Origin of the sequence: Shewanella sp. T24-MNA-CIBAN-0130 (assembly GCF_040310185.1) — a bacterium.
GTDB lineage: Bacteria > Pseudomonadota > Gammaproteobacteria > Enterobacterales > Shewanellaceae > Shewanella > Shewanella psychromarinicola.
This window is the reverse complement of the sequence record NZ_JBEOPP010000049.1, coordinates 1-14355: the sequence shown is the minus strand read 5'-3', so window position 1 is coordinate 14355 and position 14355 is coordinate 1. Positions and strand designations below refer to the sequence as shown.

General features: G+C 43.6%; 14 protein-coding genes and 1 pseudogene. 7 read left to right on the top strand and 8 right to left on the bottom strand.

The annotated features are described in order from the left end of the window. Positions 1–3: 3 nt before the first annotated feature. A complete protein-coding gene (locus AAEZ02_RS16920; protein ID WP_124012594.1) occupies positions 4–522 on the bottom strand; it encodes a GNAT family N-acetyltransferase in 519 nt (172 codons plus the stop codon). Positions 523–684: 162 nt separating this feature from the next. Here AAEZ02_RS16920 and AAEZ02_RS16915 point away from each other — a divergent pair, with 162 nt between their 5' ends. Both AAEZ02_RS16915 and AAEZ02_RS16910 read left to right on the top strand, forming a co-directional pair. Then, entirely contained in the window at positions 685–2025 is a 1341-nt protein-coding gene (locus AAEZ02_RS16915; RefSeq protein WP_351124142.1) for a M20 metallopeptidase family protein, read from the top strand. A gap of 108 nt (positions 2026–2133) precedes the next feature. Continuing rightward, the gene (locus AAEZ02_RS16910) at positions 2134–2643 is read left to right on the top strand and encodes a peptidylprolyl isomerase (RefSeq protein ID WP_124012592.1); all 510 of its coding nucleotides are present in this window, start codon (positions 2134–2136) and stop codon (positions 2641–2643) included. A 237-nt stretch (positions 2644–2880) separates the two neighbouring features. Here the strand turns inward: AAEZ02_RS16910 and AAEZ02_RS16905 are convergent, their stop codons facing one another. After that, positions 2881–4089 (bottom strand): porin, encoded by a 1209-nt coding sequence (locus AAEZ02_RS16905; RefSeq protein ID WP_351074542.1) that lies wholly within the window; start codon positions 4087–4089, stop codon positions 2881–2883. Positions 4090–4458: 369 nt separating this feature from the next. Between AAEZ02_RS16905 and AAEZ02_RS16900 the strand changes: the two genes are divergently transcribed. Next, positions 4459–5931: an MBL fold metallo-hydrolase RNA specificity domain-containing protein gene (locus tag AAEZ02_RS16900; protein ID WP_351074540.1), complete on the top strand. Its 1473-nt coding sequence runs from the start codon at positions 4459–4461 to the stop codon at positions 5929–5931. A gap of 45 nt (positions 5932–5976) precedes the next feature. Here the strand turns inward: AAEZ02_RS16900 and AAEZ02_RS16895 are convergent, their stop codons facing one another. Further along, on the bottom strand, positions 5977–6312 hold the full coding sequence (locus tag AAEZ02_RS16895) for a winged helix-turn-helix transcriptional regulator (protein ID WP_101033942.1): 336 nt from the start codon (positions 6310–6312) through the stop codon (positions 5977–5979). Between the two features lie 105 nt (positions 6313–6417). On the opposite strand from AAEZ02_RS16895, the gene AAEZ02_RS16890 reads away from it, so the two are divergent. The 3 genes from AAEZ02_RS16890 to AAEZ02_RS16880 all read left to right on the top strand — a co-directional run bounded on the left by AAEZ02_RS16890 (position 6418) and on the right by AAEZ02_RS16880 (position 9108). Beyond that, complete coding sequence (locus tag AAEZ02_RS16890; RefSeq protein WP_351074538.1) at positions 6418–7185, top strand: SDR family NAD(P)-dependent oxidoreductase; 768 nt, start codon at positions 6418–6420, stop codon at positions 7183–7185. 265 nt (positions 7186–7450) lie between these two features. Next, positions 7451–8005 carry a DUF3087 domain-containing protein gene (locus AAEZ02_RS16885; RefSeq protein ID WP_351124139.1) on the top strand — a complete coding sequence of 185 codons (555 nt, stop codon included), beginning with the start codon at positions 7451–7453 and terminating at the stop codon, positions 8003–8005. A gap of 92 nt (positions 8006–8097) precedes the next feature. Beyond that, positions 8098–9108: an LLM class flavin-dependent oxidoreductase gene (locus AAEZ02_RS16880; RefSeq protein WP_124012692.1), complete on the top strand. Its 1011-nt coding sequence runs from the start codon at positions 8098–8100 to the stop codon at positions 9106–9108. Between the two features lie 114 nt (positions 9109–9222). On the opposite strand, the gene ohr is transcribed toward AAEZ02_RS16880, so the two are convergent. Continuing rightward, on the bottom strand, positions 9223–9645 hold the full coding sequence (gene ohr, locus AAEZ02_RS16875) for an organic hydroperoxide reductase Ohr (protein ID WP_124012588.1): 423 nt from the start codon (positions 9643–9645) through the stop codon (positions 9223–9225). Between the two features lie 389 nt (positions 9646–10034). Here ohr and AAEZ02_RS16870 point away from each other — a divergent pair, with 389 nt between their 5' ends. Continuing rightward, a complete protein-coding gene (locus tag AAEZ02_RS16870; RefSeq protein WP_351088914.1) occupies positions 10035–11801 on the top strand; it encodes an alkaline phosphatase D family protein in 1767 nt (588 codons plus the stop codon). 94 nt (positions 11802–11895) lie between these two features. Here the strand turns inward: AAEZ02_RS16870 and AAEZ02_RS16865 are convergent, their stop codons facing one another. The 4 genes and pseudogenes from AAEZ02_RS16865 to AAEZ02_RS16850 form a co-directional block, all read right to left on the bottom strand. Beyond that, the gene (locus tag AAEZ02_RS16865) at positions 11896–12903 is read right to left on the bottom strand and encodes a class I SAM-dependent rRNA methyltransferase (protein ID WP_124012586.1); all 1008 of its coding nucleotides are present in this window, start codon (positions 12901–12903) and stop codon (positions 11896–11898) included. A 75-nt stretch (positions 12904–12978) separates the two neighbouring features. Next, positions 12979–13374: a DUF3859 domain-containing protein gene (locus AAEZ02_RS16860; RefSeq protein WP_124012585.1), complete on the bottom strand. Its 396-nt coding sequence runs from the start codon at positions 13372–13374 to the stop codon at positions 12979–12981. 96 nt (positions 13375–13470) lie between these two features. Next, the gene (aroQ, locus tag AAEZ02_RS16855; RefSeq protein WP_101033950.1) at positions 13471–13917 is read right to left on the bottom strand and encodes a type II 3-dehydroquinate dehydratase; all 447 of its coding nucleotides are present in this window, start codon (positions 13915–13917) and stop codon (positions 13471–13473) included. A gap of 158 nt (positions 13918–14075) precedes the next feature. Further along, positions 14076–14282: pseudogene (locus AAEZ02_RS16850) on the bottom strand (alternative ribosome rescue aminoacyl-tRNA hydrolase ArfB); the annotation flags it as partial. Between the last annotated feature and the right edge of the window lie 73 nt (positions 14283–14355).

The window sequence follows — 14355 nt, the reverse complement described above, 5'->3', positions numbered from 1 at the left end:
TCGTTAGTTGCCGTTCAATAACATGACATAACGATTAAAAGTAAATTCATCTCGTTGGAATTGAGAATGAAATGTCATGCCTAACTTAGTGGCCACGTTGATCGAGCCGCTATTGGCATCAACAACATCGGCATAAACAAGGTCTAGTGACATGTGCTCTTTAGCGTATGCAATGCAGGCGAGATTGGCTTCTGTGGCTAAGCCAATACCCCAGTAGTCAGGGTGTAGGCGATAACCAATATCGATGGCATTAATACGAGTTTCATTTTTAAAACCGCAAAAACCAATCACAGTATTGGTTTCTTTAAATACCACAGCCCAACGGCCAAAACCGTATTGCTGATATTCAACTAACCAAATATTGGCAATGATATTTTCGGCGTCGGTTAATGTTGTGCACATTCCTGCGTCACCGGTATAGAGGCTGACTTGTTCTGGAGTATTGAAGTGTAATACGGCTGGCGCGTCATCAAGGGTAAATTGTCGAATAATTAGCCTGGGTGTTTCAGTAATGACTGTCATTGGTTTCCCTTACTATTATTTTTATGTCCGCAATGACTTAATCACTATGCCACTACAAACCTTATCCCTTAATTGGCTTGGGGTTAACGAAAACCCATTATAAAGTAGCTTAAGCTTATGCTAGATTAACATACTCAATTCCCGACAATTAAGAATAATAATATGACCTGCTTACGTGTTGCATATCCCTTATTGGCGTTAGTGTTTTCAGTTTCGTTGTTGTCATTTACGGTTAGCGCGAGCGATCTTGATCTCTCTGTAACTAAAGCATTACCTAAACTGGAGCAGCTTTATTTACACCTTCATCAACACCCTGAATTGTCATATCAAGAAAAAGCCACTAGCCAACGCATGGCGCAAGAACTGAAACAATTAGGATTTGAGGTGACTGCTAATTTTGGTGGTTATGGTGTGGTCGGCATCGTTAAAAATGGTAAAGGACCAGTGGTGATGATCCGTGCTGATATTGATGGATTGCCTATTATTGAGCAAACCGGTAAACAATATGCCTCAACGGTTACCACGCAAGATGCGAACAATAATACGGTTGGGATTATGCATGGTTGTGGCCACGATATTCACATGACCAGTTTAATTGGCACTGCACAACAATTAATGCTTCACAAAGCTGATTGGCAAGGCACGTTAATGATGGTGGCTCAACCTGCAGAAGAGGTTGGCGGCGGCGCCAAAGCCATGCTCAAACAGGGTTTGTTTAGCCAATTCCCGACACCAGACAGCATTATTGGTTTGCATGTGAGTGCGTCAATCCCAGCGGGTAAAGTAGGTACCGTAAGTGGTTATGCCTTGGCGAATGTTGATTCGGTTGATATTACCATTAAGGGTAAAGGTGGCCATGGGGCTTATCCGCACGCCACCATCGATCCGGTAGTACTTGCTGCGCGCACCGTACTTGCACTGCAAACTATTGTGAGCCGCGAGGTGTCGCCGTTAGAGCCTAATGTGGTGACTGTGGGCTCGATTCATGGAGGCTCAAAACACAATATTATTTCCGATGAAGTGAAGCTTCAGCTGACCTTGCGCTCGTATAATCCGGCGGTGCGTGAGCAGCAAATGGCGGCGATTAAACGTATTACTACAGGTATTGCATTGAGCGCAGGCTTAGCAGATGAGTTAATGCCTGTGGTGTATGTGCATGATGATGAAACCATTCCGTCAACCTATAATCATCCAGCGTTAGCCGCTAAGGTTAAAGCCAGTATCGAAGCCGAATTAGGCAGCGATAATGTACTGGTGGCGCCACCGGTAATGGCTGGCGAAGATTTTGGTTTATATGGACTGACACCAGAGAAACGCCCTATTACTTTATTTTGGCTTGGCGCGGTAGAACCTAGCCAGTATCAAGCAAGTGTTGAGTCGGGCGATACCTTGCCGTCTTTGCATTCTAGCCAGTTTGCGCCAGATTATCCGTTAACCATCCGAACAGGCGTTCGGGCAATGACGCGCACCGCGATGGATTTATTTAATCAGCCCGCCCAATAAGTGGAAAATGTAAAGGGCAGGGATTTCATTCAAGGATAAGCGTAATAGCCGCCTTCGGTACTATAGAATATACTGGCGGCTATTCTCATTTTTGGAACATGGCAGTATATGATTATCTTTAGCACCAACCTTGGCGATTTTACCGTAGAGCTTGAAATGGAACGTGCACCGGTTTCTTCAAAAAACTTTCTAAAATACTGCCAAGACGGTTTTTATCAAGGCACTATTTTTCATCGGGTTATTAAAGGTTTTATGGTGCAGGGTGGTGGCTTAACCGCCAAAATGACAGAAAAACCAACTCGCGACCCTATTGCCAATGAAGCCAATAAAGGCTTGAAAAACGTGTTGGGCACGTTAGCCATGGCGCGAACGGATTCGCCGCATTCTGCTACTGGGCAGTTTTTTATTAATGTCGCTGACAATGATTTTCTAGACCACGTTGCGACAACTAATGCAGGGTGGGGTTATGCGGTGTTTGCTAAAGTGACCGCGGGTATGGATGTTATCCAACAAATGGAGCGGGTTAACACCACGACTATTGCGGGCCATGATGATGTGCCGCGTGAGCCGATTGTGGTTGAGAAAGTAACGATAATTGACGAGAAACCCGTTGCTTAAGCGCGGTGGTTTAAAGGGTTTGGTTTAAATGCTTGTTTAACTGCTTGTTTAAATGTGTTGTTCAGCATTTGTCTTTTAAGCCTTGCGGCTTAGGTGTGCTAATTCAAGCGCGCGTTTTTGTCAGCTTAACAACAGCCATAAAAAAAGGTTCGACATCACTGTCGAACCTTTTTTGATCTGCTATTAATTTAATGTGCTATTTAGCAATAGCACAGAGATATAGCACAGAGGTTCAGATTAAAGCGTGTAGCGAAGACCGATGGCGATACCGTCATCTTCAGACACTTCCATTCTGGCTTGTTGTACTTTGTCTGCACTGGTAAAGTCACTGAAGTCACTACGAGTTTCAATGTATATCACCGTTTGAGGGTCAAATAAATAGTGCAAACCTACTACCACAAATTGGCGCTTAAAGACGTCGTTAGGGTCTGCATTGTAGTTAGGTTGGATCACATAGTTAGATCCCGCATCCAGTACGTTGTATGACACAAAAGCACGAATGTCATTATCGAACTTGTATGAGAACAATGACTCAAGACCCACAGCGTCGTTAATTAACCGGCCGATGTTGTCGGTGTCGTGATTTTCGTTTTTATTCACGTTGGCAGCGGCATAAAAACCGTTTTGATCAAAGTTGCCCCACGTGATCCCCATACCGTAAATAAGATCAACCGCAGTGGATGAGCCACCATCAGCAAAGTTCACATCAAACTCACCCCGGTTAACCCCAGCGGTTAACACTAACTTGTCGGTTGCTTGGTAAGTGACAGCACCGCCATAAGTATAATTGAATTCAACTTGTTGTGCTGCCGTTGAGCCAGAGTCCCACAATTCTTCACAGGCACTTTCGGTAATGTTTTCGACATCACAGGTATAAAAAGCAGAGTTTTTTAACTGGGCTTGCACTGCAAAACTGACGTCGCCAAAGCTGTTGCGATACTGAACTGTTTTGTCGCCACGACCGACACCATTTACGGCGCCGTCATCTTTGTTATAAGTGTAAACACCAGCAGTGTTACCGTCCCACACAAAACCATAGTTTGTGCTATAAACCACGTCATACCAAGCACCCCATTGCTTGCCAATTGTGATGCTACCGTAGGTGTCATGTGCGATACCGACATAACCTAAACGGTTATAAAAAAACTCTTCTTGGATTGATTCAAAGCGATTGTTGTAAACAATGTCTGTGCTACCTACCGGATTAACACCCCATTCAAGCAAGGCGTAGGCTCTCCAGTCATTTTGTAGCTGACGATTAAAACCAAAATTAATGCGTGAAGCACCGTTAACAACTTCTGTTTCACCTTGAGTATTGATCACGCGCGCATCGATAAATCCGCCAATTTTAACCGCATTGACATCATCTTTATAAATTTCGATTGCCGACGCTGAGGGTGCGATAAGAATGGTTGAAATTAATGCTGCAATTAATGTTCTGTTCATTTTAATCTCTTGTCTTGTTGTTTGAGTAAGCACAGCTTAGTCCGTTAAGATATCTTTCCATTAAGACGACGGAGAATATCAAACCTATGAGTGACTCACAAAGTGAAATATGCTCAAAAAAGGCGATATATCTCTTAAAATACGTTGTTCAATGACTTAGCAAAATTGAGTGTTAACACTGGGTTGTAGTATGGTTAATAATTGTAAGGAGATGTTATATTGCGGTTGCTTATGCATTTAATATGAATTTTTATTTGCTTTATAACTAGTGTGTTTTTTAAGCGTTTATTTGATGTAGATCGCGACTTTATTTCACCAATGGCATACGCTTAATTTAGCACTGTTATCGATTTTATCGGGGGCGACATTATGGACATGACTTTGCAGTTTCACGGCGCAACTCAAGAGGTCACTGGATCTTGCCATTTACTCACAGTCAAAGGGCAGCAAGTGCTGCTTGATTGTGGATTAATTCAAGGGAGTAAAGCTGACTGGTTACGTAATCACGATCCTTTTCCATTCAAAGCGCAAGATATCCATGCTGTGGTATTAAGCCATGCACATATTGATCATTCCGGTCGTCTACCTTATCTGATTAATCAGGGGTTTACTGGGCCCATTTATACTCAAAAAGCCACCGCGCAGTTATGTGATGTGATGTTGCGTGACGCGGCTATGCTGCAAGAAAGAGACACCGACAGACAAAATAAAAAACGTGCAAAACATGATTTAGAACCGCTCGAGCCGCTATTTACCGAGGAGGATGTTGAGCAAGTGATGGCGCAGTTTGTGATGGTAGATTATGGCCAGCGAGTGCAGGTTGCCGATGGGGTAGAGGTTTGTTTGTCCGATGCGGGACATATTCTGGGTTCTGCGGTGGTTGAGTTGTGGTTAGGCAATAAACCTCAACAGAAAAAACTGGTTTTTAGTGGTGATTTAGGTCGTGCAGGTATGCCGGTTTTGGATGACCCAACGTTTATTGAACAAGCTGATTTAGTGCTAATGGAAAGTACTTACGGCGATAGGTTGCATCGCAGTTGGCAAGATACCTTGGTTGAACTGAAATCAATTTTCAAACGAACTATTCATGAAAGTAGGGGCAATATTTTGATCCCAGCATTTTCGGTGGGACGTGCTCAAGAGCTTCTTTATCTATTTCATTTATATGCCAAAGAGTGGGACTTATCACGTTGGCGTATTTGTTTAGACAGTCCAATGGCGATAAAAGCAACCGAGGTATATGTTAACAATTATCCATTGATGGACGATGACTTTAAGCGTTTTACCCGCTTATCTTCTGGGCAACATCCCTTGTTATCCAGTGCTGAATTTGTCTGTAGCACTGAAGAGTCGATAGAGCTGAACGATATTCATAAAGGATTAATCATTATTGCGGGCAGTGGTATGTGTAATGGCGGCCGCATTCGTAATCATTTTGTGCATAACCTATGGCGTAAAGAAGCCGATATTATTATTTGTGGTTTTCAGGCAATGGGAACGCCAGGCCGAATACTCGTCGACGGTGCTGAAGAACTGACGATTCATGGCCAGAGTATTAAGGTTGCTGCAAGTATCCATACGGTAGGTGGGTTATCAGCCCATGCCGACCAAGCCGAGTTATTGTCTTGGTATCGCCATTTTGAGCAATCTCCCGCAGTGATATTGGTACATGGTGAACTAGAAGCACAGCAAGTATTGATTGAAGCGCTTAATCAAGACAGTGCCAATAAACCGAAAAATAGCGCCATTGCTGAGCGAGGAGATTGCCTAGACTTAAACGCTTTACCTGAGTTCGTGTGGCTGAATAAGGCAAGTGGATCTAATGAGCCATCAGAAACTTAATTCAAATAAATGTGTTATGAGGTGAACGATTGCTTAGCCTGCGGGCTAAGCATCAATTTCGTGTTGCAGCTTTTCGATGTCATCTAAAATGCGCATAAATTTTTGCCCAAATTCGGTCACTTGGTATTCCACTCTGGGTGGAATTTCAGGGTAATTAATTTTATTCAAAATGCCGAATTCGATGTTTTTCTTCAAACATTGATTAAGCACTTTAGTGCTGAGTCCTTCTACTGACTTTACCATTTCACCGGGACGGTTAATGTTATTGGCTAATAACTGATATACAGTTAAAGACCATTTACAGCCGTAGATGGTTTCGACCATACGGGCACTTTTTTCTGGGGCGGATTTTCGAGGGAATATTTTTTCTTTTGTATTCATCAATATGTACCTAAAAGTACCTATGTCACCGATTTGTACTTACTATTCAATCGGATAGTTTACCCATAAGCTTAACACACTTACTCTTACATTAGGTGTGAACACATGACGAATTTACCCCAAGAAACAGCGCTAATTATTGGCGGCACAAGTGGTATTGGCTTTGAAACAGCAAAGCAATTAGTGGCTCAAGGTATCGATACTATTATTGTTGGTAACAAAGTCGATAAGCTTAATAGCGCAGTGGCGCAACTCTCATCATTAGGCAGTGTAAACGGGCTTCAAGCTAATTTATATGACTCACAAGACCTTGCCCGTTTGATCAATATGATCAACTCAACAGACAAGAAGATTGCTTATTTGGTTAACGCAGCAGGGTCTTTTAATCCTAAGCCATTTTTAGACCATCAAGTAAGTGATTACGATACTTACATGGATCTTAACAAAGCGATTTTTGTTATTTCGCAAGCGGTTAGCAACAACATGATTAAATATGGCGGTGGCAGCATTGTGAATATTGGCTCTATGTGGGCTAAACAAGCCATTAAAGCCACCCCATCAAGTGCCTATTCTATGGCTAAAGCGGGTTTGCATTCCTTAACGCAACACATGGCAATGGAACTGGCAGAGCACCATATTCGAGTTAATGCGGTATCACCCGCCGTGGTGAGTACACCTATTTATGAAGCCTTTATTGAACCTGAAAATATGGCTAGTGTGCTTGAAAGCTTCAATGCATTTCATCCTATCGGCCGAGTGGGTAGTCCGGCCGATGTCGCTAATAGCATAGTGTTTTTGCTATCAGAGCAAGCATCTTGGGTCACGGGCGCCGTATGGGATGTTGATGGCGGCGTGATGGCAGGACGTAATTAATCTACACCTGTTCACCGCAACACCGCGAGCCATGGTATTGACGGTTTAACCATTGCTCAAATAATACAACAGGGTGTTCAACATCGGCTGCTTAGGGGGCGATCCGCTAAGGCGCTGTTTGAGGTATGTTTGTTTGAGGGGTTCTGTTTGGGGCGATCTTCGTCGCCCCGTCTTATCAGTCGACCTATTTTGAGCGCCATTAGATTAAATCACACTTAATAAGCGTTAATATTTCATTCTATAAATAGGCGTGACACGTTAAGCTATGCACAAAATAAGAGATGTGAGTGGCGTGATGAAGTTAGTCAACATAAATAAGAGCCAATATCGTTCGGCCAACAATTTAGTGCAGATAGGATTACTGACGACATTAGCCATTTTGTCGCTGATATTTGGTCAGTTGCTGATCTACTTTTTCGGTGTGAAACCATTACCAGGTGCAGAGTCGACCGGTAATTTTCATTTGAATTTAACCGGGGTTATTTTGGCATTGATGGTGTGCAGTTTATTGGTGCGAAACCTACGTCAAAAACCGAAGTTTTATGAAGTGTATTATGTGTGGCAATTGAAACAGCTACAGAATAAAATTTTTCGTAAACTAAAATCGATTCAACAAGCCGCTAAAGATAATAATCGCGATGCATTGCTGATACTGTGTTTTTATTATCAAAGCTTAGCGTTAGTTTATAATTTAGATAACAACACCTTAACCATGTCAAACGTGAACAATGAGTTAGATAAACTCCAAAAGTCTATTGACGCTGCTGGTTTTTCTATTGATGTGGATGAGTTTACTCCCGAAATGCTAAAAGACTTTTAGATCTATCATCTGCTGATAACCTTTTTTGCTGGCTCGACAGCTTGATTTTTTCAGTAGATGCCATCAATTCTTACCTTAAATAAGGAGCCATGATGTCAATATTGGCAGATATTCCTTTCTCATTACTTGAACTCGCGCCGATGCGTGAAGATTCCACTGTGTCAGAGACCTTACAAGACAGTTTACGTTATGCCCAGTACGCCGAACGCCTTGATGTGAACCGTTTTTGGTTAGCCGAACACCACAATATGCCGGGCATTATTTGCTCTGCCACCTCAATTTTAATCGGTTACATTGCCGGTGGTACTGAGCGCATTCGTGTTGGTGCTGGTGGGATTATGTTACCTAACCATCCACCGCTCGTGGTGGCAGAGCAGTTTGGCACCTTGGCCAGTCTGTATCCTGGACGAATTGATTTAGGCTTAGGCCGTGCACCAGGCAGCGATCCGGTCACAAGTTTAGCGTTCAATCGTGATAACCAACGGGCAGAACATTTTCCTGATGAGGTGCGCGAGTTGCAATCGTTACTCGGCCCACATGAACTGCGTCAACACAGTAACGGCAAAGCGGTGCGAGCGATCCCTGGTGAAGACACCAATGTGCCTATTTGGTTATTAGGCTCTAGCTTATTCAGTGCGCAATTAGCGGCAGAGCGAGGCTTGCCTTATGTGTTTGCTGGCCACTTTGCGCCGCGTTTTCTGTCTGAAGCCCTTGCGCTTTATCGACGTAAATTTACTCCTTCAGCTGTGCTGGATAAACCTTATGTGATGGTCGGCCTGCCTTTAGTTGCCGCGCCAACCGATGCCGAGGCAGAGCATCTTAGCACTACCTCTAAACAGCGTATTTTAGCGTTAATTCGTGGCCAAGAAATGTGGCTTAAACCGCCAATAGACAGCATGAATGGCCTGTGGAGCGAGCAAGAAAAAAACTATGTTGATAGCTTTTTAAGTTTGTCTATCTGCGGCGGCCCAGTAACGATTAAGCATCAATTAGAGATGTTTGTAGAGCAATTTGGGGTAGATGAGTTGATGTTTACCAATGACTTGTATGACAGCGAGCACCGTTTACGCGCCTTAGATATTTTAATGAGCGTGAAGCAATAGCATACCCATTTGCTGCACAATTGCTTAGTTGATGGTGGCTAAAAGCATAAAAAAACCAAGACACATGTCTTGGTTTTTTTGTCTGTCAGATCTAAACTGGTCAGCTCAAAAAGGCTAAATAGCTTGACCATTTACAGTCAGTTTTACATCAATGTTGCCACGTACTGCGTTTGAGTATGGGCAAACTTGGTGAGCTGTTTTAACTAACTGTTCAGCTTCTGCTTGGTCCAGATCAAGTTCAACGGCTAGCGCAACTATTAATGCAAAACCACCACTATCATTGGCGCCTATACCCACAGTAGACGTGGTTGGAGCCGATTTGATCGCCACTTTAGTTTGACTCGCAACGTGCAGAATCGCGTTAGAAAAACACGCGGCATAACCTGCAGCAAATAACTGTTCTGGATTAGTAAACTCACCGCTGCCACCCATTTCTTTTGGGTAACTTAACTGTAAATCAACTTTTTTGTCGTCAGTAGAAACTTGGCCATTACGACCTGCTAGTGCTGTAGCTGAAGTTGTGTATAACGCTTTCATAATAGACCTCATAAAGTATGTTAAAAATATTGGTGGTAAAAATTCTGTTGATTGCTTTGGCTCATATCGACATCTTGTTGATGTTACTAAGTGATGATCATATCAAGTGATTAACGATATTAAGTTGCGCACAATCTAATTGTGTTTACTATAACGTGAGGATTTACCTTTTGCAACTACATTGTGCGCAATTTAATTTTTATTGTATCTACTTACCGTTATTTTATTGCTGCTATTCGTATCTGCACCTCGATATCAATATGATTAGCTTGTCATTATTTTGTCACCTTTATGTCATCATTTGCTTTCACAATAGCGTCTCATTAGATCCCTTAGGCAGTGCTAAGCATCGCCGTATAAACAGCTAACGATAAAAATAAGGATAGGCTATGAAACGGTTTGTGACTCGTCGTGATTTTCTGGCAATGTCAGCTAAAGGCGTCGGCGCGGTAGTCGTGTCGTATGGATTAATGGGCTGCAGTAGTGATGATGACGATGCTATTTCAGGGCAGTTTTTACAAGGTGTTGCCAGTGGCGATCCCGCAACCGATGCCGTCATTTTATGGACCCGGGTCACGCCCGATGTTGAAGGTGATATTACGGTTTCATGGCAAGTCGCCACCGACAGTAACTTTACTCAGCTAGTCACTAACGGCCAAATGGTGACGACTAAAGATCGTGACTATACCGTTAAAGTGGACGCGGTCGGTCTGGAGGCGGGTCAGCAGTATTTTTATCGTTTTACAGCCGGCGATACAGTGTCAGAAATTGGCCAAACGCGCACGTTACCCGAGGGCAGTGTTGCATCGGTAACATTAGCGGTAATGTCATGTGCTAATTTTCCCGCGGGTTACTTTAATGTATACGAAATGGCGGCGCAGCAAGATGATATAGATGCTGTGGTGCATTTGGGTGATTATTTATATGAGTATGCCCGCGGTGAATATGCCAGTGAGCATGCCATTGAGCTGGATCGTGAAGTGTTGCCAGCCGGCGAGCTATTTCTATTAGACGACTATCGGACTCGTTACAGTCAGTATCGTAGTGACGCCAGTTTACAAAAACTGCATGCCAAAGTGGCGTTCATTACCGTGTGGGACGACCATGAAGTGGCCAACGATACTTGGAAAGACGGTGCCGAAAATCATAACGATAGTGAAGGCGATTTTGATCAGCGCAAAGAGGCGGCACTGCAAGCTTACTTTGAATGGCTGCCAATTCGCCCATGGAGCGAAGGTAATCATGAGGAAATCTACCGAAGCTTTAATTTTGGTAATTTGGTTGATTTGCATATGCTCGATACTCGGGTATTGGCTCGCGATAAGCAGTTAGAATATAGCCAATACATTGATGCGACGACGGGGGCATTTAACAACGTAACCTTTCTAGCCGATGTGACCGATACCAACCGCACTATGCTAGGCCAGACACAATTATTGTGGTTACAGCAAACCTTATTGCAGTCTACTGCTAAGTGGCAAGTGTTGGGTCAACAAGTGTTAATGGGTAAAATGTTAATGCCAGCGGCTATTGCCACCCAACAAATGAGTATTCCGCAGTTTGCAGAGCTCGCCGGATTAGCGCAATTAGCCGGTCGCGCCCAAGCGGGCGACCCGACATTAACCACACAAGAGTTGGCTTACCTACAAGCTAATCAAGACAAATTAACCCCTGAGGTTATTGCACTGCTACAACTACCAGCCATTCCATACAACTTAGATGCTTGGGACGGTTATGCTTACGAGCGTGAAGTTATTTTAGCGACGGCAAAATCGTTAAATCATAACTTGGTGGTTATTGCCGGTGATACTCATAATGCATGGGCGAGTGATTTAACCGACAGTGGCGGGGAGATCGTGGGGATAGAATTTGCCACCAGTTCAGTATCGTCTCCTGGGCTGGAATACTATTTAGGATTGTCTGATGCTGAAATGCCAGCAACAGAAGCGGCGATCGTTGATTTGATCGCCGATCTTAACTACGCCAACTTAAAAGACCGCGGTTACTTGCTACTGACATTTACTCAAGATGAAGTGCGCAGTGATTGGCAATATGTAGACACGATTTTAAATAAGACGTTTGCTCCGTTAGATGGGCGTGGTTACAGTGCCACTAGCGCGGCGGGTAGCCCTAAAGTGATGCCCGTTTCGTCATAGGTAGTGTCATTTTAATCTACATTGGATGTAAAAAAGCCACCTTCAGGTGGCTTTTTTATTGCTAAAGCTGTTGGAAACAAGATCCGGATCGAGGTTAATTAATGGTCAGAGCGACAATTTTTAACGGATGATTATCATCAAATGACGGAAAATCTTCATAACAGTCGAGCCATTGATTATAAATAACTTTACGCCCTTGTTTTTCAACGCAGCGCACTAAACTGTCATACCATGCTTGGCGGTCCACTTTGGCGACATTATTACAGCATACTAAAGTGCCGCCGACTTTTGTCGCCAGAACAGCAGGTTTAAATAGGCCTTGGTAATCATTGACGAGATCGACAATACCGAAGGCACTTTTGGCAAAACGTGGCGGGTCTAAAAAGACTAAATCAAATTGTGTTGCGCGCAGCTTGGGGTATTTTGGCAGTTTTTGATTGCGACGTCCGCCTATCGGTAAACCCGCCAATTGGCGCAGCGCCGGAAAGGCATCACTTTGGACAAATTCACACACATCAGTGACATTGTTTAACTCGGCATTTGTTTGCCCAGCGGCCAATGCAAATGATGAAAAGTCGACATTCATCACTCTACGAGCGCCGCCCATAGCGGCGGCAATTCCAATCCCACAAGTGTATGAAAACAGGTTTAACACCGTCTTGCCTTGGCTATTATTACGAACATATTCGCGGCCAATACGCATGTCTAAAAATAATAATGGATCTTGACCTTCATGGCGCAGTTTTGACGTGAACAGAATGCCATTTTCTTGGATAACTTGGGTCGATTGCGCGTAGTCTTGGGCTTCATTTTCGGGATGATTTACCACCCGAGAATGACTGCCAGAGCGGTCGTTGTAAACAATATGGTAGTCAGCATGGGCGGTAAGTAGGCTTGATATGTCTTCAAGTTGCTGCGCGGATAATGTTTGATGAAAGGTTTGGATTAGCCATGCATCACCGTAACGATCGATATTCAGGCCATTCTCACCTTCAACAGTGCCATGGAAAACGCGATAACAATCAGTATTATTGTGGGCCGCTTGCTCAAAAAAAGTGGCTCGTTTGGCTAACGCATCGGCTAAAACAGCTTGAATGGACATGGGAGCTCGTTAAATGGAGTGGCAATTGGCGCGGATTATAGCAAACATTCCGATTTAGTGAAGTTGCGGCAGAGACTATTCATCTGGCAGATGCACTTTAAAGGTTTTGTTGGCAATGATTTTACCGTTTAGCTCTAGCGTCATTCGCCAGTTACCGACTTTATTGGTGATGGGTGCCCAAATACAATCACCCAGATAAAAGCGCCAATCGTTTTGTTTAATAAACACTTCACCATCGAATGGCGGACGAATATTGCCATTGTTATCAGTAATATCCGGGTGGTAAATACAGTAGGTTAGCACTTGATTTTTGGCTTTACGGATGCGAGTGATAAAGCCAAATTCGGTATCGATAATAGCGGGCACATGAACCGTTGCCTGTAACAAGCGTGGCAGGTCGTCGTTCTGATTGTCCCATTGACTGAATATGCCACTGTAAATAATGCTCACATCCGCTGTTAACTTACTCAAGCGCTATCCTTTTGTTGATTTAGCAACAATTGCGACCCAATTGTGTTCGACGTAAATACCCAATGAGGCGGATCAATGGCGATTAAATCGTCGTTATTAGTGTTGATCTGTTAAGTGTTTAATTGCCGCTTGCAACGCAAAGTCGTAGCCTTGGGCACCTAAGCCACAAATCACCCCTAGGGCTTTATCTGAAAAGTACGAATGGTGCCTAAATGGCTCACGGGCATGTACGTTAGATAAATGCACTTCAATAAACGGGATCGAGACACCGAGTATGGCATCACGCAAGGCGACACTGGTGTGGGTAAAAGCGGCAGGATTGATAATAATAAACTGCGCATCAGTCCCATGGATGGCATCAATCAGCTGGTACTCAGCATTAGACTGAATATGTTCCAGTTGAACCCCTGCTTGGACCGCACTTTTACTTAACGCTTCAACAATAGTGGTGAGCGTTTGGTGACCGTAATGTCCGGGTTCACGACGGCCGAGCAGGTTTAAATTGGGGCCGTTGATCAATAAAATTTTTGTTGTTTGGCTCATGACGGTTCCTGTAAAAATCGCAACGTAAGTCGATTTAATCTGCAGCATAAATAGGTTTTTAACAAGCATTCTTACCGAAGATGGTTATCAGGTAAACCAAAAAATGCTCAACTAGCGTGTAACCTTATTGATTGAGCGATGGCGGGCTCACTTTTTTATTAATAGTCAGATTTATTTTGGCGCATCGCTTTGGTGGCACCGCGTTGTTTTTTGGTTTCAATGCGTCGCGTTTGGCTGCCTTTTGTTGCTCTAGTCGGGATACGTTTTTTTTGAACAATACCAACACCTTTTACCAGCTCAATAAATTGTTCCAGTGCCGTTTGACGGTTAAAGTCTTGGCTGCGTGATTGTTGACATTTTATAACATGCCTATGCACTTGGCTCAGTAAGAATGTATTGGCGTGTGAATTATTGCCAAATTTAACAATCTGTTAGGTA

Excerpts from the sequence above, each read along its gene's own strand:
- AAEZ02_RS16900 (WP_351074540.1), top strand. The coding sequence starts at position 4,459 with ATGGACATGACTTTGCAGTTTCACGGCGCAACTCAAGAGGTCACTGGA.
- AAEZ02_RS16910 (WP_124012592.1), top strand. The coding sequence starts at position 2,134 with ATGATTATCTTTAGCACCAACCTTGGCGATTTTACCGTAGAGCTTGAA.
- AAEZ02_RS16870 (WP_351088914.1), top strand. The coding sequence starts at position 10,035 with ATGAAACGGTTTGTGACTCGTCGTGATTTTCTGGCAATGTCAGCTAAA.
- AAEZ02_RS16915 (WP_351124142.1), top strand. The coding sequence starts at position 685 with ATGACCTGCTTACGTGTTGCATATCCCTTATTGGCGTTAGTGTTTTCA.
- AAEZ02_RS16885 (WP_351124139.1), top strand. The coding sequence starts at position 7,451 with ATGCACAAAATAAGAGATGTGAGTGGCGTGATGAAGTTAGTCAACATA.
- AAEZ02_RS16880 (WP_124012692.1), top strand. The coding sequence starts at position 8,098 with ATGTCAATATTGGCAGATATTCCTTTCTCATTACTTGAACTCGCGCCG.
- ohr (WP_124012588.1), bottom strand. The coding sequence starts at position 9,645 with ATGAAAGCGTTATACACAACTTCAGCTACAGCACTAGCAGGTCGTAAT.
- AAEZ02_RS16865 (WP_124012586.1), bottom strand. The coding sequence starts at position 12,903 with ATGTCCATTCAAGCTGTTTTAGCCGATGCGTTAGCCAAACGAGCCACT.
- aroQ (WP_101033950.1), bottom strand. The coding sequence starts at position 13,917 with ATGAGCCAAACAACAAAAATTTTATTGATCAACGGCCCCAATTTAAAC.
- AAEZ02_RS16890 (WP_351074538.1), top strand. The coding sequence starts at position 6,418 with ATGACGAATTTACCCCAAGAAACAGCGCTAATTATTGGCGGCACAAGT.
- AAEZ02_RS16920 (WP_124012594.1), bottom strand. The coding sequence starts at position 522 with ATGACAGTCATTACTGAAACACCCAGGCTAATTATTCGACAATTTACC.
- AAEZ02_RS16895 (WP_101033942.1), bottom strand. The coding sequence starts at position 6,312 with ATGAATACAAAAGAAAAAATATTCCCTCGAAAATCCGCCCCAGAAAAA.
- AAEZ02_RS16905 (WP_351074542.1), bottom strand. The coding sequence starts at position 4,089 with ATGAACAGAACATTAATTGCAGCATTAATTTCAACCATTCTTATCGCA.